The sequence below is a fragment of the Rhizobium aureum genome, from assembly GCF_030182495.1.
Lineage (GTDB): Bacteria > Pseudomonadota > Alphaproteobacteria > Rhizobiales > Rhizobiaceae > Rhizobium > Rhizobium tropici_C.
In genome coordinates, this window is sequence record NZ_JAQJCI010000004.1 from 162,167 (window position 1) to 182,922 (window position 20,756).

Consider the following 20,756-nt stretch of genomic DNA (forward strand, 5'->3'; position numbering starts at 1 on the left):
TGATGGAATTTGACTTTTTGGTGCGGACGACGGGGGTCGAACCCGTACAGCCAAAGGCCGAGGGATTTTAAGTCCCTTGCGTCTACCAGTTTCGCCACGTCCGCGTGCTTTTTCCCTTCAAGCACTTGAGCGATTCAGTCAAGGAAATGTTTTGTGGGAAGAGTTTGATCTCTATGGCTTTGCCTGACTGACCCAGGCGAAGCCCGCCTAAGCCGACGGATCGGTGTTGGACGGGCCTCTAACCATCATCATGATGGCTGTCACGCATTGGAGACAGGCGAAGCCGCACTGTCAACTCGTAGAATTTGGGGATGAAGAGGTGGACGGCATCATTGGGAAGAATCTCGTTCCGGCAGGTCCGAAAGCGCGCTAAACAGGCTTTCTTTACTCATCTTTCCTGTGCCATAGCGGGGATGGATTGAAGAAGGACGGACAAGCCGTGGACAAACAGACTGTTCTCGAAGCCACCGAGGCCATGCGTGGCCTTTTTCCCGCAACGCCGCTGCAGCTGAACGAGCATCTTTCCGCCCGCTATGGTGCCGACATCTGGCTGAAGCGCGAGGATTTGACGCCGGTTCGTTCCTACAAGATCCGCGGCGCCTTCAATTTCTTCCGCAAGGTCATTGCCGAGGGCGGCACGGGGAGGACTTTCGTCTGTGCCTCCGCCGGCAATCATGCCCAGGGCTTTGCTTTCGTCTGCCGGCATTTTGGTGTGCCGGGCGTCGTCTATATGCCCGTGACGACGCCGCAGCAGAAGATCGACAAGACCCGCATCTTCGGCGGCGAGTTCATCACCATCAGGCTCTTCGGCGATTTCTTCGATCAATGCTATCAGGCGGCCCGCGAGCATGTCGATGAGATCAATGGCGTCATGGTGCCGCCTTTCGATCATGCCGATATCATCGAAGGGCAGGCGACGGTTGCTGCAGAGATCGCCGAGCAACTGCCTGATGGCGTTGTCGCCGATCATGTCCTCCTGCCTGTTGGCGGCGGAGGCCTGGCAGCTGGCATCACCGGCTATTTTTCCGATACGCTTGCCCGTAACGCCTTCACCTTCGCCGAACCGGCGGGAGCGCCGAGCCTGCGCCGCAGCATCGAGGCGGGGCAGGTGGTAACGCTTGCCAAGGTCGATAATTTCGTCGATGGCGCCGCCGTTGGCCGCATCGGCGAGCTGAACTTCGCCGCGCTGAAGGGTTTTGCGGCCGAGCAGGTCAAGCTCATCGAGGAAAATGCCATCTGCGTCACCATCACCGATATGCTGAATGTGGAAGGCGTCGTGCTGGAGCCGGCCGGCGCGCTGGCGATCACGGCGCTGGAAAAGCTCGATCGCGACGCCATCCGCGGCAAGACCATTGTCGCCGTCGTCTCCGGCGGCAATTTCGACTTCGAGCGCCTACCTGATGTCAAGGAACGCGCCATGCGCTATGCGGGCTTGAAGAAATACTTCATCCTGCGGCTGGCTCAGCGCCCCGGCGCGCTTCGCGATTTCCTCAACATGCTCGGGCCGGAAGACGATATTGCCCGCTTCGAATATCTGAAGAAGAGCGCCCGCAATTTCGGCTCCATCCTGATCGGCATCGAGACGAAGAATCCGGATAATTTCAAGCAGCTTATCGCCAATTTTGAAAGTTCCGGCATGGGCTATGAGGACATCACCGAAAACGAGATCCTGGCAAACCTGATCATTTGACTTTGCGACCCCGCAACCTTCATGCTAAAGGCGATCCATGGCTTCGTTCTTTTCAAATATCCTTTCGATTTTTACCGGTGGCGCATCGCAGGCTGGCACTGAAAAGTCCGGCGGCTCGACGGTTAGCGTCGAGCCCCAGGTGCATGCCGGCTGCACGATCTATGCGACGCCGCAGCGCGAGGGCAATCAGTTCCGGCTCATGGGCCGGATCGAGAAGGATGTGAATGGCGAGATCCTGGTGCGCAATTTCATCCGCGCCGACGTCTTCACCTCGTCCGACGATGCAGTGGAATCGACCTTCCGCAAGGGCCAGCAGATCATCGATCAAAACGGTGCCGGCCTCTTTGGCGACGGCGAAAAAGTCCGCCAGGTCTGAAGCAGCCAAACTCCTTTAACATGCATCAGATGCAAGGCCGCCTCTGCATCTGCTTTGGCGGCCCATAACACTCATTGAAAATTGATGGCTGATAATTCGCGAGGCTCAAGCCGCGCGGAATATCTTCGCGCCGGATGGAGCGTTGATCGCGCCGCCGTCGACGGTGATTTCGATCGCCGTCACGTTGGCGGAATCGTCTGAGGCGAAATAGAGCGCGGCTTTCGCGATTTCGTCGGCTTCACTCATGCGGCCGAGCGGGCTGAGGCTGCCAAATCGGGCCTGCAGCGCATCCAGGGCCTCCGGCGTGCTGGCGCGCGGTTCCCAGATCGGCGTCTTGGTGGCGCCGGGCGTCACCTGGTTGACGCGGATGCCGCGGGGCGCGAGTTCGGAGGCGAGATTGCGGGTCATGGCGCGAACCGCGCCCTTCGTGCCGGCATAGGCCGAGGCGCCGGGAATGCCGAGCACGGCATGCACAGAGCCGTTCAGGATGACGGAGCCGCCATCGTTCAGATATGGCAAGGCGGCCTGCACGGTGAAGAAGACGCCGGTGAAATTGATGCGGACGATGGTTTCGAACTGCTCAAGCGTGGTCTTGCCGAGCGGAGTATCGCCGGCAATACCGGCATTGGCAAAGACCACATCGAATTTTCCAAGCTTCTCCGCGGCCTCGGCAAACGCCTTCTCCATGGCAGGAATATCGGTGGTGTCGGCCTGCAACGCCAGCACGCCGCCGCCGAGCTGTTCGGCTGCCGCGGCCAGTGTCTTGGCATTGCGGCCTGTTATGGCGACCTTGGCGCCTTCGGCGAGGAAGAGGCGGGCGGTGGCCAGTCCGATGCCGCTGTTTCCACCGGTGATGACGGCAACCTTGTTCTTGAGACGCATGTTCGTAGCTCCTGTTGGCTTTTGACACGATCTGGATTATGATCGTTATCTATAAGGATTATGATCGTAATCCATTTTGTCAAGCCAGGCATGAGAGGATTTTCGATGGGCCGCTCACAATTGGAGAAGCAGAAGACGCATGAACGCATCGTGACGCTCGCCGCCAAGCGTCTGCGCGAGGAGGGATTGGAAGGGATCGGCGTTGCCGACCTCATGAAGGAAGCGGGGCTTACCGTCGGCGGCTTCTACAAGCACTTCGCCTCTCGCGACGAATTGGTCGCGGAAGCTGTGGAGTCGGCGATCGGATCATGGCGGCGGCAGCAGGAGGACAAGGGGATTGATCCCAAAAGCATCTCGCTCGATGAGTATGTCGATACCTATCTCAGCGAGCGTCACCGCGATCATTGCGGTGAGGGCTGTGCCTATGCGGCGCTGACGGCGGATATGGCGCGCAGCAGCGATACGGTCCGCGCTGTTGCGACGGAAGGCTTGCGGAGGAATTTCGATGCGATGACGGCGCGCATGCCGAAACCGGAGACAGCCGAAGCCAGACGCAAGGCGATCATCGCTTCCTGCCTGATGACCGGTGCGCTCGGCCTTGCGCGCGTGTCAAATGACGAGGCTCTTTCCGATGAAATTCTGGAAACCGTGAGGTCGTTCGTGAAGGAGTTGCCACAGGCGGAATAGCAAAGCGGCCGGCTGATGCCGGCCGCCTGTCAATGTCTGAAGGCTGCAGTCGATTAAGCGGCGAGAGCCAGCTCCGAGGCGCGGGCCTGGGCGGCACCGACGGCCTTTTCGGCAGCTTCCGGACCAAAAGCAACGCCTTCGATGTAAACGGTCTCGACATCGGTGATGCCGATGAAGCCGAGAACCGACTTCAGGTAGGGAACGGCATGGTTCAGCGGGGCAGCCGGGCCTTCGGAGTAGACGCCGCCGGAAGCAAGCACGATATAGGCCTTCTTGCCGGTCGCCAGACCCTTCGGGCCGGTTTCCGTGTAGGTGAAGGTGCGGCCGGCACGGGCGACGTTGTCGATCCAGGTTTTCAGCGAGGAATAGATGTTGAAGTTGATGAGGCCGGTGCCGATGACCAGGGTGTCGGCTGCCAGCAGCTCGTCGATCAGCGCGTCGGAAACCTTGACCAGTTCCTGCTGCTCGGGCGTGCGGGCGTCAGCCGGCGTGCGGATGGCGACCGTGAAGGGGCCATCGATGTGCGGCAGGTTGTCGGCAGCGAGGTCGCGCTTGACGAGCGTCTTACCCGGATTGTTGGCCTTGATCTTCTCGGCCAGTTCGGTGGCGATCTTCGTGGAGAGCGAGTCCGGACGCGGGCTGGAGGTCAGAAGCAGAATGGAGGACATATCCGTTTTCCTTTTCAATGAGTTGCTAAATCGGCTGGGAGAGTCCGATCACGTTCGCCTCCATAAATAAGTCGTCAGTGCTATCGAGAAAAACTGTGATAATATGGATTGGAATTATCGATAGAATGGATGGCAGATGCTCCCCAATCCCACCCTCGACCAATTGCAGGTCTTTCTGACCGTTGCCGAGTCAGGCAGTTTCTCGGCCGCCTCGCGGATGCTCAACCGCGCGCAGTCGGTCATCAGTTACACGATTGCCAATCTGGAGGCCCAGCTCGAAATGCCGCTGTTCGAGCGCTCCGGCTCGCGCCAGCCGAGGCTGACGGATGCGGGCAGGGTGATGCTGGAGGATGCGCGTCGCATTCTTTCCGATCTGCAGGTAATGCGCGCACGCGTGAAAGGCCTGAAGAGCGGCCTCGAGGCGGAGGTGGCTGTTGCCATCAGCGTCATGGTGCCGGTGCATGCCACCGTCGATGTGTTGCGGGAATTCCGCGATCGCTTCCCTTATGTTTCCCTGCGCCTCGACACCGGCGAACTCGGTTCGATGCTGGAGCTGGTTGCCAGCGGCAAGTCGACGATTGGTATCGGCGGCTCGGTGTTGAAGCAGGATGATGCCCTGGTCATTGAGCGCATCGGACATTCCTTCATGATGCCGGTCGCAGCTCCGACGCATCCGCTCGCTTTGCTGGGACGGCCGCTGACGCTTGCCGACGTGCGCGAAGAGGTGCAACTGGTCGTCACCGACGCGTCAAACCTCACCAATGGCAAGGATTTCAACGTCCTGTCCTACAAGATCTGGCATCTCAGCGACATCGCCACCAAGCATCAGCTGATCCGCGGTGGTCTTGGCTGGGGCGGCCTGCCGGCCTCGTTCATCATGGAGGATCTGCAGAAGGGACGGCTGGTGCCTTTGGCTCTCGATGCCTATGACCAGAGCGAATATCCACTCTATGCCATCCGCAAGGTGGATAATCCCCCTGGCCCTGCGGCTGCCTGGATGATCGAGGCTTTCCGTGATCGTCTGTCGCGATGCCCGAGTCAGGAGGACTTCAAGTCCACTGTCGAGATGTTCCATCCAGACGACAAGCGCCTGGCGGCCGAGTGAAGAAGTCCTCTCCCTGAATAAAGGGAGGCCAGGTGCGTAAGGTGCTTTTTCGTATCGTGAGCTCCTTCTCCCCAGTGGGGAGAAGGTGGCCCGAAGGGTCGGATGAGGGGGGAAGCGCCTCGAATCCATCAGCTTTCGTGTTCTTGGCATCCCCCCTCATCCGCCTGTCGGCACCTTCTCCCCGCCGGGAGAAGGGGTGGTCAATGCTTACAGCACCAGCCGGTAGCTGCGGAAGCCGTCAGCACCTTCGCCGGCGTCTTCGATCTTCACGCTCTTGACCTGATCGAGAAAATCCTTGGCCTTCGGCGAGCTCTGGAACCGCACGGTCGTGTCCGCCAGCGGCTTGAAGGTCCAGTTGCCGTCGGCGGTCGGATTGATCGTGCCCTGCTCGTGGACATAGCGCACGATGACGTCGCGGTTGGTGTCCGGCGCCTGGTAGACGACTTTGTCCGCGGTGATTTCCGGGAAGTTGCCGCCGCCGCCGGCGCGGTAGTTGTTGGTGACGACCAGGAACTTCTGTGCGGGGTCGATCGGCTTTCCATCGAACTGCAGGTTCTGGATGCGGTTTGCATCGGCATTCAGAACCTTGCCGTCATCGCCGAAGCGGCGCGGCTGCGAGACATCGATCTGGTAGGTCACGCCGTCGATGACGTCGAAGTTATAGGACGGGAAGCTGCTGTTGATCAGATCCGCGTCCTTGGCGCCCGGCTGTACCTGGTTGAACATCGCGGCCGACATTTCCAGCCAGTTCTTGACCTGCGCGCCGTTGATAACAACGGCCTGGACGGTGTTCGGATAGAGATAGAGGTCGGCGACGTTCTTGATGGCGATATTGCCCGCGGGAACGTCCGTATAATAGTCGGCGCCGTTGCGCCCGCCGCATTTGAAGGGTGCTGCAGCCGAAAGAACCGGCAGGTCCTTGTACTGCGTCTCCTTCAATATGTTCTTGATGTACCAGATCTGCGCCTGGCTGACGATCTGCACAGAGGGATCGTCGGCGACCAGCGCGAAGTAGGAATAGAGCGGCGCAGACGTCTTGCCGACGGGCGTGCGGACATAGGTCAGCGTCGCCTCATGCTCGGCCTTGGCGGCTTCGACGACTTCCTTCTTGTCGGTGACGTCAGCGATGACCTTCTTCTTGTCGTCGCGATGGTAGATCGGGCGTGCTTCGGAGGTGAAGTCGACGATCTTCCAGCTCTTGCCATCCTTTTCGAGCAGCAGGTCGATGAGGCCGAGATGCGAGCCCCAGAAGCCGGCCATGACGGCAGGCTTGCCGTGCAGCGTTCCCTTGACCGGATCGGCGTCCTTGATGCCATCCCAGGTCTTCGGGCCGGGGAAGACGAGATGCTGGTGGCCGGTGAAGACGGCATCGATGCCGTCGACCGCAGCGACGTAAAGCGAAGCGTTTTCCATCTTCTCGCTCGGGCCGCTGCCGTCGATGCCGGAATGGGAGAGGGCGATGATGATATCGGCGCCTTCGGCCTTCATGACCGGAACCCAGGCCTTGGCGGCTTCGACGATATCGCGGGTCTGCGCCTTGCCTTCGAGGTTCTTGATGTCCCAGAGCATGATCTGCGGCGGCACGAAGCCGATGAAGCCGATCTTGATCGGGCTTTCATTGCCGGAGCCGTCCTTGATCTTCTTTTCGAGGATCAGATAGGGCTTGAAGAACAGGTCGTCCTTCGTCGGGTCGGAAGCAAGCTGACCCTTGGTCAGGTTGGCGCAGACGAACGGGAAATTCGCGCCGGCCAGCACCTTGAACATGAAATCGAGGCCATAGTTGAATTCGTGGTTGCCGAGCGTGCCCACAGAGTAGCCGAGCGTGTTCATCGCCTTGATGACCGGATGGACGTCGCCTTCCTTCATGCCGTGCTGATAGGCCATGTAATCGCCCATCGGATTGCCCTGCAGCACGTCACCATTGTCGATGAGGAGCGAGTTGGTGGCTTCGGCGCGGATATTGTCGATGATCGTCGCCGTCCGCGTCAGGCCCATCGTGTCGTTCGGCTTGTCGGCATAGTAGTCGTAGGGGAAGACGTTGACGTGAATGTCGGTCGTTTCCATGAGTCGCAGATGTGCCTGATTACCGGCGGCGCGCGCCGCGAAGGGATGCAGCACGATCAGTGCGGCGGTCGCGCTGAGGCCTTGCAGCAGGGAACGGCGCGACATGCTGGGCAAATCCAGAATGGAAGACATAAGACACTCCTTCAACGATGGGGCTATGGTCCGTCGATCATCTCTCGGGCGAGGGAGATTAGGACGATTTTTGAAGGTGTGCACCAGGAATGTGACAGGCTTATTGTGGATCGTAGCCGGCTTGTGCCGGCATGCCATCAACGTTTGAGAACCGGCTTTATGTCCTTGTGGAAAAAGCGAAAATAGGATGCGACCTTAGCCGAGGCGTTGGATGAACGATCGAATTCGATACCGATGCGGCCGTTGTGAGCCCAGCGCACGAAACCATCCAGCAAGCCGATATCGTCGCATTCGACGCGAACCTTGCTGCCGGCGGCCGCATAGAGCGGCGACTGCAGATCGAGCGCGATACCGCTGGTGGAAATATTGACCACGCGGCCGGCGACGAGCTTGGTGAAATAGCGAACCTGGCCCATCAGCCGAGCGTGATGGCGCGGCGAACCCCGCGTCTTGATTTTTAGATTGCCTTGAACGAGAGATTTCGAAGAGAATTGCATGACGTTATCCCGGCTCGTGCATTTTTTCCTGCTCTGGATAGCAGGTTTGCATTGAGGGATGCTTAGAGTAATCGCTAAAATTGTAGGCAGCCGTATCGAATCGATACCGCAAATCAGTGCCGAACGCGGCTGCAATATGAATTTGAGAGGGGCAGAATATGCGCATCGTTTCTTTGAATGCATGGGGCGGTCGGCTGCATGATCCGCTTATACCCTATGTCGCCGACGTCGATGCAGATGTTCTGTGCCTGCAGGAAGTGGTCCGCACGCACGACGCACAATCTGAGTGGCTGGTCTATCGCGATCATGGTGTCGAGCTTCCGCAGCGCGCCAATCTTTTCGAGGAGGTGAAGGCTGCTTTGCCGGCTTACGATGCCTTCTTCCTCCCCGTCGCGCGGGGCGATCTCTTCGACGGTGACACGCGATTGGACTCTGAATTCGGGCTGGCGACTTTCGTGCGCAAAACCCGTCCAATCATCGGCCAGGCAGCCGGCTTCGTTCACGGCGAGTTTTCAGCTGACGGTTATGGACCGCATCCGCGCTCCCGCAATGCCCATTGCATCCGTCTCTTCGACTATGAGCGCGGCTATCCTATAACCATTGCTCATATGCATGGCCTGCGAGATCTGGAAGGCAAGGGCGATACGCCGGCCCGGCGCCATCAGGCGCACGCGCTGGTCGAGATCATTCGCCAGGTTCGGCAAGAGGGCGACAGGCTGGTCGTTTGCGGTGACTTCAACGTGTTGCCGGATAGCGAGACCTTCGAGATTCTTGCCGGCCTGGGGCTTGTCGATCTCGTCACTTCAAGGGGACATGACGACACGCGCACCTCGCATTACAAGAAGCAGCCGCGTTTTGCCGACTACATGCTCGTGACGTCGAATGTCGAGGTCATCCATTTCGATCCTGTCGCGGAGCCAGAAGTGTCCGATCATCGTGCATTGCTGCTGGATATCCGCTGACGAAGATCACAGGCCAACATTCGGCCGGTCGATGATCTCGCGAAGCGCGAAGCTGGAATTGATCTTCACGACGTGCGGCAGGGCCGAGAGCCAGTCGCGATGGATGCGCTCGTAGTCCTCGAGGTCCCGCGCGGCGACCCGGAGTATGTAGTCATATTCGCCAGACATGAGGTAGCAGGACAGCACATTGGGGCAGCGCTTCACCGCGGTTTCGAATTCCAAAAGCGTCTTTGCGAACTGGCCTGACAGCGAGATGTGCACGAAGGCGATCATCTTGTAATCAAGCGCCTTGTGCGAGAGATGCGCGTGATAACCGTCGATGACGCCGCTCTTTTCCAGAATATCGAGCCGCCGCGAACAGGCCGAGGGCGAAAGCCCGACCTTCTCGGCCAGTTCCGAATTGGTGATCCGGGCGTTCTGCTGCAGCATCCGCAGAATCGAATGATCGATGGCATCGAGGTCGGACATTCGAAAAACTTTCGAAAAAACTCCCATTGACGCAATAAATCACGAAAAATGACCGCAAAGCAAATCGTCTTTGCAAGGACATTGCGGGACGGAGGTGGTCTGATTTCACTTGGAGAAAATGAAAGACGCAAAAGCATTCGAGGAGGAATGAAATGCGCGTTGGCTGCCCCAAGGAAATCAAGAACCACGAGTACCGCGTCGGGCTGACGCCGGCATCCGTTCGCGAATACATCGCCCATGGCCACGAAGTCTGGGTCGAGACGAAGGCCGGTGCCGGCATCGGTGCCGATGACCACGCCTATGCGGCTGCCGGCGCCAAGATCGCCGCAAGCGCCAAGGATATTTTCGAGAAGTGCGATATGATCGTAAAGGTCAAGGAGCCGCAGCCGTCTGAATGGGCGCAGCTCCGAGAAGGCCAGCTTCTCTATACCTATCTGCATCTGGCGCCTGATCCGGAACAGACAAAGGGCCTGCTCGCCTCCGGCGTCACCGCTGTTGCCTATGAGACCGTGACTGACGAGCGCGGCGGCTTGCCGCTGCTTGCGCCGATGTCCGAAGTCGCCGGCCGCCTGTCGATCCAGGCGGGTGCAACCGCTCTGCAGAAGGCCAATGGCGGCCTCGGCATCCTGCTCGCCGGCGTGCCCGGCGTACTGCCGGCAAAGGTAGCGATTATCGGCGGCGGCGTTGTCGGCCTGCATGCGGCCAAGATGGCAGCCGGCCTCGGTGCCGACGTCAGCATCCTCGATCGCTCGCTGCCGCGCCTGCGTCAGCTTGACGATATCTTCAACGGTCGTGTTCACACCCGCTACTCCAGCATCCAGGCGCTGGAAGAAGAGGTCTTTTCCGCCGATCTCGTCATCGGTGCCGTGCTGATCCCCGGCGCCGCCGCGCCGAAGCTGGTGACGCGCGAAATGCTGTCGGGCATGAAGAAGGGCTCGGTCATCGTCGATGTCGCCATCGACCAGGGCGGCTGTTTCGAGACCTCGCATGCGACGACGCATTCCGATCCGACCTACGTGGTGGAAGGCGTCGTGCACTACTGCGTTGCCAATATGCCGGGTGCCGTTCCCGTGACCTCGGCCCATGCGCTCAACAACGCCACCATCTATCATGGCCTCGCCTTGGCCGATCGTGGCCTGCGCGCCATCGCGGAAGACAAGCATCTCCGCAATGGCCTCAATGTCCACAAAGGGCGCATCACGAACCGGCCGGTGGCCGAGGCGCTCGGCTACGAGGCCGTTGCTGCGGAAAGCATTCTGAACGTTGCGTAAAGCCCATCGCGCGCACGTCAGATGGAGGCGCCGGCATCCGCATATGCCGGCGCTCCTGTTTTATCGATCCGGCACTGATAGCAATTGTTGCGTGCCGAGCGGACGTGGACATAGGCGATGTCTGGACGCTCAAGTAGCGAAGCTGCGTAGGCCGGGATGTCGCCGGTCGACGTCACGGCACCGGTCCCGTAGACGATCCGGTCATTCTTGCCATAGCCGCGCACGATGAAATCCTTGCTGGTCGTCAGCACCGGCGGCAGCACTTCTACTGCCTCATAGCGCTGGCACGGCGTCTTGTGCAGGAACACCGGACCCGTCTCCGCATAGGGCTGCAATTCCGGGAAGGGGCGATAGGCGAAGACGAACAGCTCTTCGCCGGCATCGATATTGCGCAGACAATGGCGGCAGGGATGGCCGGGGCCATCGGAAATCATGGTCTCCGGCCGATGACCATAGGCATCTGTGCCACCGTTCCACAGAACTTCGGCATCGGACGTGGGCATGGCTGCAAAGGCGATGGAAGGCATGGCAAAGCTCCTTTTGAGATTTGCCATGTGATGCGCCGAAGAGAGGTGCGAAGCCACCCGATTCCTGCGGCTTCAGTGCCCTAGCCTTTCTTGGCGAGCTCAAGCAGTTCCTTGTCGCTCAGCGGCCGAACGATACCTTCGCCGGTCGAAATCGGCGAGAATCCGAACATCTGATAGAGCTGCAATGCCCTGGGATGATCGAGATTATTTGTGGTCGTCACGATGCGCTGCGGGTTCAGCGTCCAGATGGCGTAGAGCGACTGCAGCAGAAACCATTTGCCGATGCCGAGACCGAGCGCGTTTTCGATAAGGCCGAAATGGCTGAGTTCGATCGTCTCCTCATCCTGGCGGAAATATTCGAAGAATCCACCCGGCGCGCCGTTGACGTAAAGTACGCTGATATCGTTGCGCTGATCGTGAAGAACGGCCGTCAGCTGCTCGTCGGAGAGGCGTAGACGCTCCACCCAATGCCAGCGGGCGCCCACCTGGCGATAGAGATAGCGGTAGAAGGGCAGCGGGATGCCAGGCGTCCGCATGATCGCGGTCTGGATATTGACCGGCACCGGCAGACTGGCCTTGGGCGGCGCGGTCATTTCCAGGCGGGTGATGTGAACCTTGATGGAGGAGGGCGTCTTCACGGCCATGATGCTCAATCTTGACCGGTGACGATGGGCGTATCCGCCCGGCTGCCCCATTCCGACCAGGAGCCGTCATAGAGCTTGTTGTTGCCGTGACCGAGAGATTCGAGCGCCAGCGTGATGATGGCGGCGGTAATGCCGGATCCGCAGGTCGTCACCACAGGCTTGTCGAGATCGATGCCGGCCTTCTCGATGGTTTCCCTCAATTCCGGCAGCGACTTGAACTTGCCATTCGTGGCAAAGACGCCGGATGGCAGGCTTCTCGCGCCCGGCATATGGCCCGAGCGCATGCCTTCGCGGGGCTCCGGCTCCGTAGCTGCGAAACGGCCGCCACTGCGGGCATCCGCGATCTGCAGCGAACGGCTGTCGACGATTTCTCGCATCTCTTCGAGTGAAACGACGCGGCTGCCGTTGAACTTGGGCTTGAAAGTTGCGGGAGCAAAGCTAGGCGTTGCCGTCTCCAGCGGCCGCCCTTCGGCCTTCCAGCCGTCCAGACCGCCATCGAGTACAAACACATTTGGCGCCCCCATGACGATGTGGAACAGCCACCAGACGCGCGGTGAGGCAAACAGGCCTGGACCGTCATAGATCGCGATGCGATCGCTGTCGCTGATGCCGAGCTTGCCGACTTCGGACGCGAAGAATTCGGGCGAGGGGACCATGTGGGGCAGGTTGGTCGAATGATCGGCAATTTTGTCCTGATCGAATCGGATCGCACCGGGAATATGGCCACTGGCATATTCGGCATCGGCATTGCGCTTCTGGGCCGGCAGATAGAAGGATGCATCGAGGATGCGAAGGTCCTTGGCTCCCAGCTCGCCTTGCAGCCAGTCGGCAGATACGACGAAACGGCTCTTGTCCGCTGTCATGATGATCTCTCCCTGCTTATGTCTCTTGGTTTTGATATCGGGATATCGGGATAAGGATATAGGCGTTGCCCGGTCAATTCTCGTCGTTCGGTGCGCCGAAGCGAATGCGGAAGCGCCGGTTTTCCTTGCCCTTCTTCTCGATCTTGGCGATGTGGATAGCGCCGACCTCCTGCGTCTCCGACACATGCGTGCCGCCGCAGGGCTGGCTGTCGATGGCCGAATCTTCGCCGATACAGACGAGGCTGACCCGGCCGAGGCCCATGGGCGGGCGCACATTCTTGGATTTGACGATGCCTGGATTGGCAACCAGCTCTTCGTCCGTGATCCAGCGGACGAAAACGGGATGGTTCTCATTGACGAGCGCCATCATTTTCGCCGTCACCGCATCCTTGTCGATCGTCTCGCTCATGTCGAAATCGACGCGGCTTTCATCTTCGCCGACCGCAGCACCCGTAATCGGATAGGGGCAGACCACCGAAAGCAGATGGCAGGCCGTATGCATCCGCATCAGCTTGTAGCGGCGCGCCCAATCGATGTGCAGCACCAGCTTTTCGCCGAGGATGGGCAGGGGCTGATCTTCGAGGGGGACGTGAATGATGATGTCCTTGATCGGCCCATGTTTCGTCTGACCGAGCATGATCCTGGAGCCGTCACCGCGCTCCAGGAAACCCGTATCGCCCGGTTGGCCGCCCGAGGTGGCGTAAAAGCAGGTCTGATCGAGCTCGATGCCCCCGTCCTCGTGGATTGCAGTGACAACGGCTTCGGCGGTCGAGAGATAGAAATCGTCACGATAGAGGGCATTGACGGTCATCAGATCACGCTGTTGTTTCGTATGGGACGGCGATTTCAGTCCGCTTTTCCAAGTAGCCTGGCACCGGCAAGCCCTTCGACTTCAGGAAGTCGGGATTGAAGAGCTTGGACTGGTAGCGATTGCCGTAATCGCACAGGATGGTCACGATCGTATGTCCGGGACCGAGATCTTTGGCGAGACGAACCGCGCCGGCAATATTGATGGCCGTCGAACCGCCGAGGCACAGACCCTCGTGTTCGACGAGATCGAAGACGTAGGGAAGCGCTTCGGCATCGGTGACCTGATAGGCGAAATCGGGCGTGAAGCCTTCCAGGTTCGCCGTGATGCGGCCCTGACCGATGCCCTCGGTGATGGAGGAGCCGGAGGATTTCAGCTCGCCGTTCTTGTAGAATTCATAGAGGGCCGCGCCTTCCGGGTCGGCAATACCGATCTTGACGTCCTTGTTGAAGGCATGCAGCCCCATGGCTACGCCCGCGAGCGTGCCGCCGGAACCGACCGAGCAGATGAAGCCGTCGATCTTGCCATCAGTATCGTGCCAGATTTCCTTGGCGGTCGTCTCGATGTGGGCCTGACGGTTGGCGACATTGTCGAACTGGTTTGCCCAGATCGCGCCGTTAGGCTCGGTCTTTGCGAGCTGTTCGGCTAGCCGGCCCGAGACCTTCACATAGTTGTTCGGGTTCTTGTAGGGGACAGCCGGAACCTCGACCAGCTCGGCGCCGAGCAGCTTCAGCGCATCCTTCTTTTCCTGGCTCTGTGTCTCAGGAATGACGATGACGGTGCGATAGCCGAGCGCCTTGGCAACCAGCGTCAGGCCGATGCCGGTATTGCCGGCCGTGCCCTCGACGATGACGCCGCCGGGCCTCAGCAGCCCCTTCTTCTCGGCATCGCGGATGATGTAGAGCGCGGCGCGATCTTTCACCGATTGGCCGGGATTGAGAAATTCGGCCTTGCCGAGAATGGTCGAGCCCGTCGCCTCGGAGGCGCCCTTGAGCTTGATCAACGGCGTATTGCCAATTGCTTCGAGGACGGACGGATGGACGGTCATTGGAATCTGCCTTCTGTTCGCAACTACTGTAAGAACGGTCTTTTCCCTTCACAAGGCGGTATAGGCAAGAAATTCTGTTCCTCGCTATTTGTTCGCGCCGCAAAATTCGACTTGGCAACCTTCGTCCGCCGAAGTCTGCCACACGGCGCGCCAGTCTCCATTCGGTGACATTGTTTCCCTCGCTGGGCCGCCAACAGGCCGAAAGCGGCCACAATGATACGTTATTTCTAAAATGCCACGGGCGGCCTCGGTAAAGCGTTTGATTCAGGCGGCCGCCAGCCAAGGAGAAGAGCCATGAGCCCGTTCATCGCACGTCCTGAACATGGAGTCGTCTGGATTACCGGCGCGAGTTCCGGTATCGGCCGCGCGCTTGCGCTGAAACTGGCGGATGAAGGCTATAAAGTTGCCGTGACTGCCCGCAGCCATGACAAGCTTCTGGCCTTGCAGGCAGAGGCAAGCGCACTTGCCGGCAGCATCGTCGTGCTCGACGGCGATGTGACCAATGCCGAGGATATGGAGCACACCGTTGCAGCCATCGAATATCAGCACGGCCCGGTCGCCCTGGCGATCCTGAACGCTGGCATCTATCTGCCCGCGCGCGGCGAAGACCTCAATCACGAGGCGTTCGAGCGCAGTTTCGCCGTCAATCTTCATGGTGTCGTCAATTGCCTCGTTCCGGCGGTCCGACATATGCGCGCCAGGGGATACGGCCAGGTTGCCCTCGTATCTTCCGCAGCCGGCTATGGCGGCCTACCCGGGGGCGCTGCCTATGGCGCCAGCAAAGCCGCACTCATCAACATGGCCGAAAGCTTGAATTTCGAGCTTGATCGCATGGGCATCCGTATCCAGCTTGTCACGCCCGGTTACGTCGATACGCCGTTGACGGCAAAGAACAAGTTCGAGATGCCCGATATAGTATCGGCGCAGCAGGCGGCCGAGGCGATATCGGCCGGATTGAAATCATCGGCCTTCAACATCTGCTTCCCGAAGAGCCTGGTTTTCCGGGCAAAGCTTTTGAAGTTCTTGCCCTATAGCCTCTATTTCCGGGTGCTCGGATATCTTCTGGGAAGCGGCAGGAAGCGCCGGCCTGTCGGGCCGCATATTACCGCGCATCCGGCCGAATAGCGCCTATCCATCGTCTTTAAGCGATGCGTGTGCAGCGAGTGCGCGCTGCCGCGCCATGGCATGATCGACGATCGGCCGGGGGTAGTGCTTGCCGAGTTCTATGCCTGCACGCTTGAGTACGTCATCAGGCGCCTCGAACGGTCGATGGATATATTTGCCTTCGAGCTTGGAGAGCTCCGGCACGAAAGCCCTGACATAGCGGCCATCCGGATCGAATTTCTCACCCTGCAGCACCGGATTGAAGATGCGGAAGAAGGGCGAGGCATCGGCGCCGGAGCCCGCAACCCACTGCCAGTTTGCCGTATTAGCCGCCGGATCGGCATCGACGAGCGTATCCCGAAACCAGGCTTCGCCTTTGCGCCAGTCGATCAGCAGATCCTTGATCAGGAAGGAGGCCGCGATCATGCGAACGCGATTGTGCATCCAGCCATGGCGCCACAGCTGCCGCATGCCGGCATCGACGATCGGATAACCGGTTTGCCCGCGTTGCCAGCGTGTGAGCAGCTTGGCATCGGATAGCCAAGGAAAATCATCGTAGCGATTGTTCCAATTGGCTGTCCGAAGCTTCGGGAAATGAAAGAGCTGATGGTAGCAGAATTCCCGCCAGACAAGCTCCTTGCGAAAGCGGACGATATTATCCGCCGAGATTTTGCCTGATAGTCCGCGCGTCGCGTGCCAGAGACGGGCAGGCGAAATCTCTCCAAGCGCCAGATGCGGCGAGAGCAGGGAGGTCGCCGGTCTGTCCGGAAAATCGCGGCCGACCGCATAATCATCGATGGCGCCATCGACGAAATCCTTGAGCTTCTCATGTGCCGCGGTCTCGCCCGGCGTCCAAATGTCAGGGAATTCTGCTGCCCAGTTGGGCTTTGTGGGCAGCATTGACCAAGAGGCGAGCGCGTCCGATTGCGGCCAGCGGCTGGGTGCGAGGAGCTTTGCGGGCGCTTCTATCGGAAACGGCGGCTCGCCGGATTGCTCGAAGGCACGCCAGAATGGCGTGTAAGTCTTGTAATGGTCGCCTGCGCCCGTGCGAAGGCGTGTCGGTTCATGCAGCAGCTGGCCGGCAAAGCTGTTGGCCTCGATGCCCTTGCTCCGCAACGCCTTCTTGATTTGGATGTCCACATCGATCCCAGCCGGATCGTATCGACGGTTCCAGACGACGGCTTCAGCCTCGGTTTCCTCAATAAGTTTTTCGAGCACCGTCAGCGCATCGCCCTGGCGGAGGATGAGCCTGTTTCCGAGTGCATCAAGGGCGGTTTGCAAGGCGGTGAGCGAATGATGCAGCCACCATTCCTGCGCTCCGCCAAGCGGGCCACGCTCCGTTGCATCCGGCTCGCGAATATAGACGGGAATTACCGCGTGGCCCGATATTGCCGCCGCCTGTAGCGCGTGGTTGTCGTCGAGGCGGAGATCCTTGCGAAACCATAGCAGGATGGGATTCGGCTCTTTTGTCGATGTCGTCATGGTCCTGGCCGATCGCCTATCCTCTGTTGCTTGTCGCATGCCTTGTAATGGGGAAACCCCCGTACGATGCCGACCATCGAATGGTTTCGCTACCGCGCGTTACATAAGCGAATGCCACACGCAACTCGCGTAAGGAAAACTCGCTATCCTCTGTGGTATAAGGAATGCTTGTCACTGTTCTGTAATGCAAATTCGCTAGCAGTCCACCCGATTGACGTGCCGAGAATGGACAGGCGGGGAAGATTAAAAATGGCGGAAATCCGCATCGAGCAAGTTCGCAAGGCCTATGGCCGCAATCCGGTCGTTCACGGCGTCGACCTGAATTTCCGATCGGGCGAATTTGTCGTCATCCTCGGACCTTCCGGCTGTGGTAAGTCTACGCTGCTGCGCATGATCGCCGGCCTTGAGGACATCACCTCGGGCGAGATCATCATCGATGGCAAGGTGGTCAACCAGCTCGAGCCGCGCGAGCGCGGCTGCGCCATGGTCTTCCAGAACTACGCGCTCTATCCGCACATGGATGTCGCCGCCAACATGGGCTATGCGCTCAAGGTTGCCGGTGTGCCGCGCGCCGAACGCGAGCGCCGCATCAAGGAAACTGCCAAGATCGTTGGCCTCGAAGATTTCCTGGCCCGCAAGCCGGCCGAGCTTTCTGGCGGTCAGCGTCAGCGCGTCGCCATGGGCCGCGCTATCATCCGCGAGCCGAAGGTCTTCCTTTTCGACGAGCCTCTGTCCAACCTGGATGCCAAGCTGCGCGTGCAGATGCGTGTCGAGATCCGCCGACTGCACAAGCGCCTGTCGGCCACATCGGTCTTCGTCACCCACGATCAGGTCGAGGCCATGACCCTCGCTGATAAGCTCGTCGTCATGTACAAGGGCAATGTCGAGCAGGTCGGCACGCCGCTCGAGGTCTACAACACGCCGCGCACCCGTTTCGTCGGCTCCTTCATCGGCTCGCCAGCCATGAATTTCCTGGAAGGCACTTTTGCTGCCAACGGCGAACAGTTTATCTTCGACGGCATTCCGATCGCTATCGACGCCAATATCGGCAAGCGCCACGCCGGTCAGCCGGTTGCCCTCGGCGTCCGTCCCGAGCATGCGCGTCTCGTCCCCGCAGGCACGCCGGCCGCTATCCCGGCAACGGTCGATTTTGTCGAAGAACTCGGCGCCGGCCGCGTCATTCATTGCGATATCAACGGTTCGAGCTTCGCGGTCGCCGTTGCCGATCACACGACAGGTCAGACCGGTCAGTCGGTCGCGCTGGAGCTGCCGCAGCAGCATACCCATCTCTTCGCCCAGGATACCGGGTTGCGGCTCGATACCGTCGCCACAGTCACGCCGCTGAAGGTGCTAGCGAGCTGATTTTCAAACATAACTTTTCAACAGGTGCGCCCGGAAGTCTTTCCCGACTTCCGGGCTTTTATTTTCGGCCATTGCGAGCCAGCGCTCTCTCCAATCGCGTATGAAGCGAAATCGTTGCCGCAAGGTCGTTCTCCCCTCGCGGAGAGAGCGACCTTGCAGTGTCGACTTGCCTCGCACGTGCTTGCACCGCCGCGCGCCGAGAGAGGAGACTGGTTCGCAATGACTGCACCGAGCATGGTGCAGGAGCACTTACTTCTCGGTTGCGATCAGGCCGCGAACGAACCAGCGCTGCATCAGCACGACGACGGCAAGCGGCGGCAGCATGACGATCAGCGTGCCGGCCATGGCGATGTGCCACTCGGGAAGGCCGCCGATGTTTGGGATGAGCTGCTTGAGTTCGGTGACCGCAGTCATGTGAGCTGGATCGGTGGTAACGAGCAGTGGCCACAAATACTGGTTCCAGGCCCAGAGGAACATGATGGTGCCGAGCGCGGCCATGTTGGTGCGCGACAGTGGCAGCAGGATATCAATGAAGAAGCGCAGCGCTCCGGCGCCATCCATGCGCGCGGCCTCGGTCAGCTCGTCCGGTATCGTCAGGAAGAATTGACGATAGAGGAAGGTCCCGGTCGCCGTTGCGATCAGCGGCAGGATCAGACCGAGAGAGGAGTTAAGCAGTCCGAAATCCAGTGAGATCTGAACGCCCGTGAGCTTCTCGACAAGCCAACTGATGCCAGTGATGTCGAGCAGTCCCTGATAGGGCGACAGGACGTTCGCTATGACCGCATAGGTCGGCACGATACGCACTTCGAGCGGCAGCATCAGCGTTATGAAGACCAGCCAGAAGAGGATGTTGCGGCCCGGATAGCGGAAATAGACCAGTGAGAAGGCGGTGATCGCCGAAATGGCCACCTTTCCTACCGCGACGCCTCCCGCAAAGATCAGGCTATTCAGCAGCTTGGGACCAAGATTGGCAGTCGTCCACGCCGTCTTCATGTTGACCCAGAAGTCCGAGCCGGGGATGAGCGACATCGGCACTTTATTGACATCGGCGAGATTATGGGACGCGGCTATGGCGACTATGGCCAAAGGTCCGACTGCTACGACGAAGCCGATGAACAGGATCAGGTGCGTGAAGAAATTAAGGATGGGGGTGCGCTCGACCATATCAGCCTCAACGGTAATGAACGCGCTTCTCGATGAAGCGGAACTGGAAGACGGTAAGCACGATGATCAGCAGCATCAGGATGATGCTCTGTGCTGCCGCACCGGAAAAATCGAGGCCTTTGAAGCCGTCTGAATAGATTTTGTAGACCATGAGATTGGTCGAGTTGTGCGGGCCGCCCGATGTCATGATGTCGACGATGCCGAATGAATCCTGAAAGCTTTCGGTGATGTTGATGACAAGCAGGAAGAAGATCGTCGGCGTGATCAGCGGGAACTGGATGTCCAAGAACCGGCGCAGTACGCCGGAACCGTCCATGGCGGCCGCCTCGATCAGCGAACGCGGGATGGCCTGGAAGGCCGCCAGAAAGAAAATGAAGCTGTAGCCGATATATTTCCACGAGAAGGCGGCGATGATCGAGGCCATTGCGGCCGTACCGTCAAGGCCCGGATCCCAGAAACCTGGCCAATAGTGGTTGACGACCGACATGAATCCGGCCTCCGGCGCCAGGATGAAGCGGAAGGCCATTGCAGACGCGGGAGCCGCGATACCATAGGGCCAGATCAGTACCACGCGGTAGATTTTCGAACCCCGCAGCTGCCGATCGGTCAAAGCAGCGAGTATCAGCGCGGCCCCCATGGAAATACCGGTACTGATGGCCGCGAAAATGATGCTGATCGTGACTGAGTTCCAGTAATCAGTATTAGCGAGGATCGATTTGAAATTGTCGAGCCCGACCCAGATGTTGCCGCCGCCCCAGGGCTGCTGCAGCGTCAGCGACCAGAAGACCGCCTGACCGGCCGGCCAATAGAAAAAGGTGAAGATGAGGAGCAGTTGCGGCACCGCGAACAGGATGCCGACGCTCCACTTGCTGAAAGTTATACGCTTTTCCATTGTCTCTTCCGGCTTGGTATCCCGATGCCACGCTTGCTCTCATAACGAACGTCCGCCGGG

21 protein-coding genes and 1 tRNA gene are annotated in these 20,756 nt (G+C 59.5%); 8 read left to right on the forward strand and 14 right to left on the reverse strand.

The window, feature by feature from the left end; genetic code table 11:
• Positions 1-18: 18 nt before the first annotated feature.
• A tRNA-Leu gene (locus tag PH552_RS11920) sits at positions 19-104 on the reverse strand.
• 335 nt (positions 105-439) lie between these two features.
• Here PH552_RS11920 and ilvA point away from each other — a divergent pair.
• Together ilvA and PH552_RS11930 are read left to right on the forward strand one after the other, a co-directional pair.
• Positions 440-1,690, forward strand: a complete 1,251-nt coding sequence (ilvA, locus tag PH552_RS11925) for a threonine ammonia-lyase IlvA (protein WP_183763564.1) — start codon at positions 440-442, stop codon at positions 1,688-1,690.
• A gap of 37 nt (positions 1,691-1,727) precedes the next feature.
• On the forward strand, positions 1,728-2,066 hold the full coding sequence (locus PH552_RS11930; RefSeq protein WP_015339645.1) for an HlyU family transcriptional regulator: 339 nt from the start codon (positions 1,728-1,730) through the stop codon (positions 2,064-2,066).
• Positions 2,067-2,171: 105 nt separating this feature from the next.
• Here the strand turns inward: PH552_RS11930 and PH552_RS11935 are convergent, their stop codons facing one another.
• Positions 2,172-2,948 (reverse strand): SDR family NAD(P)-dependent oxidoreductase, encoded by a 777-nt coding sequence (locus PH552_RS11935; RefSeq protein ID WP_183763561.1) that lies wholly within the window; start codon positions 2,946-2,948, stop codon positions 2,172-2,174.
• Positions 2,949-3,053: 105 nt separating this feature from the next.
• Here PH552_RS11935 and PH552_RS11940 point away from each other — a divergent pair, with 105 nt between their 5' ends.
• Positions 3,054-3,635: a TetR/AcrR family transcriptional regulator gene (locus PH552_RS11940; protein WP_183763558.1), complete on the forward strand. Its 582-nt coding sequence runs from the start codon at positions 3,054-3,056 to the stop codon at positions 3,633-3,635.
• Positions 3,636-3,688: 53 nt separating this feature from the next.
• On the opposite strand, the gene PH552_RS11945 is transcribed toward PH552_RS11940, so the two are convergent.
• Entirely contained in the window at positions 3,689-4,303 is a 615-nt protein-coding gene (locus PH552_RS11945) for an FMN-dependent NADH-azoreductase (protein ID WP_112340986.1), read from the reverse strand.
• A 136-nt stretch (positions 4,304-4,439) separates the two neighbouring features.
• Between PH552_RS11945 and PH552_RS11950 the strand changes: the two genes are divergently transcribed.
• The gene (locus PH552_RS11950) at positions 4,440-5,408 is read left to right on the forward strand and encodes a LysR family transcriptional regulator (RefSeq protein ID WP_183763555.1); all 969 of its coding nucleotides are present in this window, start codon (positions 4,440-4,442) and stop codon (positions 5,406-5,408) included.
• Between the two features lie 207 nt (positions 5,409-5,615).
• On the opposite strand, the gene PH552_RS11955 is transcribed toward PH552_RS11950, so the two are convergent.
• Positions 5,616-7,604, reverse strand: a complete 1,989-nt coding sequence (locus tag PH552_RS11955) for a bifunctional 2',3'-cyclic-nucleotide 2'-phosphodiesterase/3'-nucleotidase (protein ID WP_183763552.1) — start codon at positions 7,602-7,604, stop codon at positions 5,616-5,618.
• A 137-nt stretch (positions 7,605-7,741) separates the two neighbouring features.
• Positions 7,742-8,101 carry a PilZ domain-containing protein gene (locus PH552_RS11960; protein ID WP_183763549.1) on the reverse strand — a complete coding sequence of 120 codons (360 nt, stop codon included), beginning with the start codon at positions 8,099-8,101 and terminating at the stop codon, positions 7,742-7,744.
• Between the two features lie 158 nt (positions 8,102-8,259).
• Between PH552_RS11960 and PH552_RS11965 the strand changes: the two genes are divergently transcribed.
• Positions 8,260-9,063, forward strand: coding sequence for an endonuclease/exonuclease/phosphatase family protein (locus tag PH552_RS11965; RefSeq protein WP_183763546.1), 804 nt, complete (start codon positions 8,260-8,262; stop codon positions 9,061-9,063).
• 6 nt (positions 9,064-9,069) lie between these two features.
• Here the strand turns inward: PH552_RS11965 and PH552_RS11970 are convergent, their stop codons facing one another.
• Entirely contained in the window at positions 9,070-9,531 is a 462-nt protein-coding gene (locus PH552_RS11970; RefSeq protein ID WP_112340981.1) for an Lrp/AsnC family transcriptional regulator, read from the reverse strand.
• A gap of 152 nt (positions 9,532-9,683) precedes the next feature.
• On the opposite strand from PH552_RS11970, the gene ald reads away from it, so the two are divergent.
• A complete protein-coding gene (gene ald / locus PH552_RS11975) occupies positions 9,684-10,802 on the forward strand; it encodes an alanine dehydrogenase (protein ID WP_183763543.1) in 1,119 nt (372 codons plus the stop codon).
• A 17-nt stretch (positions 10,803-10,819) separates the two neighbouring features.
• Here the strand turns inward: ald and PH552_RS11980 are convergent, their stop codons facing one another.
• The 5 genes from PH552_RS11980 to PH552_RS12000 form a co-directional block, all read right to left on the reverse strand.
• The gene (locus tag PH552_RS11980; RefSeq protein WP_183763540.1) at positions 10,820-11,329 is read right to left on the reverse strand and encodes a DUF1203 domain-containing protein; all 510 of its coding nucleotides are present in this window, start codon (positions 11,327-11,329) and stop codon (positions 10,820-10,822) included.
• 80 nt (positions 11,330-11,409) lie between these two features.
• The gene (locus tag PH552_RS11985) at positions 11,410-11,973 is read right to left on the reverse strand and encodes a GNAT family N-acetyltransferase (RefSeq protein WP_112341076.1); all 564 of its coding nucleotides are present in this window, start codon (positions 11,971-11,973) and stop codon (positions 11,410-11,412) included.
• A gap of 5 nt (positions 11,974-11,978) precedes the next feature.
• Positions 11,979-12,836, reverse strand: coding sequence for a 3-mercaptopyruvate sulfurtransferase (gene sseA / locus PH552_RS11990; RefSeq protein WP_183763539.1), 858 nt, complete (start codon positions 12,834-12,836; stop codon positions 11,979-11,981).
• 73 nt (positions 12,837-12,909) lie between these two features.
• Positions 12,910-13,647, reverse strand: coding sequence for an alanyl-tRNA editing protein (locus PH552_RS11995; protein ID WP_183763537.1), 738 nt, complete (start codon positions 13,645-13,647; stop codon positions 12,910-12,912).
• Positions 13,648-13,651: 4 nt separating this feature from the next.
• Positions 13,652-14,692: a cysteine synthase A gene (locus PH552_RS12000; protein WP_112340977.1), complete on the reverse strand. Its 1,041-nt coding sequence runs from the start codon at positions 14,690-14,692 to the stop codon at positions 13,652-13,654.
• A gap of 294 nt (positions 14,693-14,986) precedes the next feature.
• Here PH552_RS12000 and PH552_RS12005 point away from each other — a divergent pair, with 294 nt between their 5' ends.
• On the forward strand, positions 14,987-15,817 hold the full coding sequence (locus PH552_RS12005) for an SDR family NAD(P)-dependent oxidoreductase (RefSeq protein ID WP_183763535.1): 831 nt from the start codon (positions 14,987-14,989) through the stop codon (positions 15,815-15,817).
• A gap of 3 nt (positions 15,818-15,820) precedes the next feature.
• On the opposite strand, the gene PH552_RS12010 is transcribed toward PH552_RS12005, so the two are convergent.
• Positions 15,821-17,278 (reverse strand): cryptochrome/photolyase family protein, encoded by a 1,458-nt coding sequence (locus PH552_RS12010; RefSeq protein ID WP_183763533.1) that lies wholly within the window; start codon positions 17,276-17,278, stop codon positions 15,821-15,823.
• Between the two features lie 249 nt (positions 17,279-17,527).
• Here PH552_RS12010 and PH552_RS12015 point away from each other — a divergent pair, with 249 nt between their 5' ends.
• Entirely contained in the window at positions 17,528-18,640 is a 1,113-nt protein-coding gene (locus tag PH552_RS12015) for a sn-glycerol-3-phosphate import ATP-binding protein UgpC (protein ID WP_183763531.1), read from the forward strand.
• 249 nt (positions 18,641-18,889) lie between these two features.
• Here the strand turns inward: PH552_RS12015 and PH552_RS12020 are convergent, their stop codons facing one another.
• Both PH552_RS12020 and PH552_RS12025 read right to left on the reverse strand, forming a co-directional pair.
• Positions 18,890-19,804, reverse strand: coding sequence for an ABC transporter permease subunit (locus PH552_RS12020; protein ID WP_183763529.1), 915 nt, complete (start codon positions 19,802-19,804; stop codon positions 18,890-18,892).
• A gap of 7 nt (positions 19,805-19,811) precedes the next feature.
• A complete protein-coding gene (locus tag PH552_RS12025; RefSeq protein WP_183763528.1) occupies positions 19,812-20,696 on the reverse strand; it encodes an ABC transporter permease subunit in 885 nt (294 codons plus the stop codon).
• Positions 20,697-20,756 lie beyond the last annotated feature (60 nt).

Bases quoted from the DNA above. Each gene is read 5' to 3' on its own strand.
- PH552_RS11930 (WP_015339645.1), top strand. From the start codon at position 1,728: ATGGCTTCGTTCTTTTCAAATATCCTTTCGATTTTTACCGGTGGCGCA.
- PH552_RS11935 (WP_183763561.1), bottom strand. From the start codon at position 2,948: ATGCGTCTCAAGAACAAGGTTGCCGTCATCACCGGTGGAAACAGCGGC.
- PH552_RS11940 (WP_183763558.1), top strand. From the start codon at position 3,054: ATGGGCCGCTCACAATTGGAGAAGCAGAAGACGCATGAACGCATCGTG.
- PH552_RS11945 (WP_112340986.1), bottom strand. From the start codon at position 4,303: ATGTCCTCCATTCTGCTTCTGACCTCCAGCCCGCGTCCGGACTCGCTC.
- PH552_RS11950 (WP_183763555.1), top strand. From the start codon at position 4,440: ATGCTCCCCAATCCCACCCTCGACCAATTGCAGGTCTTTCTGACCGTT.
- PH552_RS11955 (WP_183763552.1), bottom strand. From the start codon at position 7,604: ATGTCTTCCATTCTGGATTTGCCCAGCATGTCGCGCCGTTCCCTGCTG.
- PH552_RS11960 (WP_183763549.1), bottom strand. From the start codon at position 8,101: ATGCAATTCTCTTCGAAATCTCTCGTTCAAGGCAATCTAAAAATCAAG.
- PH552_RS11965 (WP_183763546.1), top strand. From the start codon at position 8,260: ATGCGCATCGTTTCTTTGAATGCATGGGGCGGTCGGCTGCATGATCCG.
- PH552_RS11970 (WP_112340981.1), bottom strand. From the start codon at position 9,531: ATGTCCGACCTCGATGCCATCGATCATTCGATTCTGCGGATGCTGCAG.
- ald (WP_183763543.1), top strand. From the start codon at position 9,684: ATGCGCGTTGGCTGCCCCAAGGAAATCAAGAACCACGAGTACCGCGTC.
- PH552_RS11980 (WP_183763540.1), bottom strand. From the start codon at position 11,329: ATGCCTTCCATCGCCTTTGCAGCCATGCCCACGTCCGATGCCGAAGTT.
- PH552_RS11985 (WP_112341076.1), bottom strand. From the start codon at position 11,973: ATGGCCGTGAAGACGCCCTCCTCCATCAAGGTTCACATCACCCGCCTG.
- sseA (WP_183763539.1), bottom strand. From the start codon at position 12,836: ATGACAGCGGACAAGAGCCGTTTCGTCGTATCTGCCGACTGGCTGCAA.
- PH552_RS11995 (WP_183763537.1), bottom strand. From the start codon at position 13,647: ATGACCGTCAATGCCCTCTATCGTGACGATTTCTATCTCTCGACCGCC.
- PH552_RS12000 (WP_112340977.1), bottom strand. From the start codon at position 14,692: ATGACCGTCCATCCGTCCGTCCTCGAAGCAATTGGCAATACGCCGTTG.
- PH552_RS12005 (WP_183763535.1), top strand. From the start codon at position 14,987: ATGAGCCCGTTCATCGCACGTCCTGAACATGGAGTCGTCTGGATTACC.
- PH552_RS12010 (WP_183763533.1), bottom strand. From the start codon at position 17,278: ATGACGACATCGACAAAAGAGCCGAATCCCATCCTGCTATGGTTTCGC.
- PH552_RS12015 (WP_183763531.1), top strand. From the start codon at position 17,528: ATGGCGGAAATCCGCATCGAGCAAGTTCGCAAGGCCTATGGCCGCAAT.
- PH552_RS12020 (WP_183763529.1), bottom strand. From the start codon at position 19,804: ATGGTCGAGCGCACCCCCATCCTTAATTTCTTCACGCACCTGATCCTG.
- PH552_RS12025 (WP_183763528.1), bottom strand. From the start codon at position 20,696: ATGGAAAAGCGTATAACTTTCAGCAAGTGGAGCGTCGGCATCCTGTTC.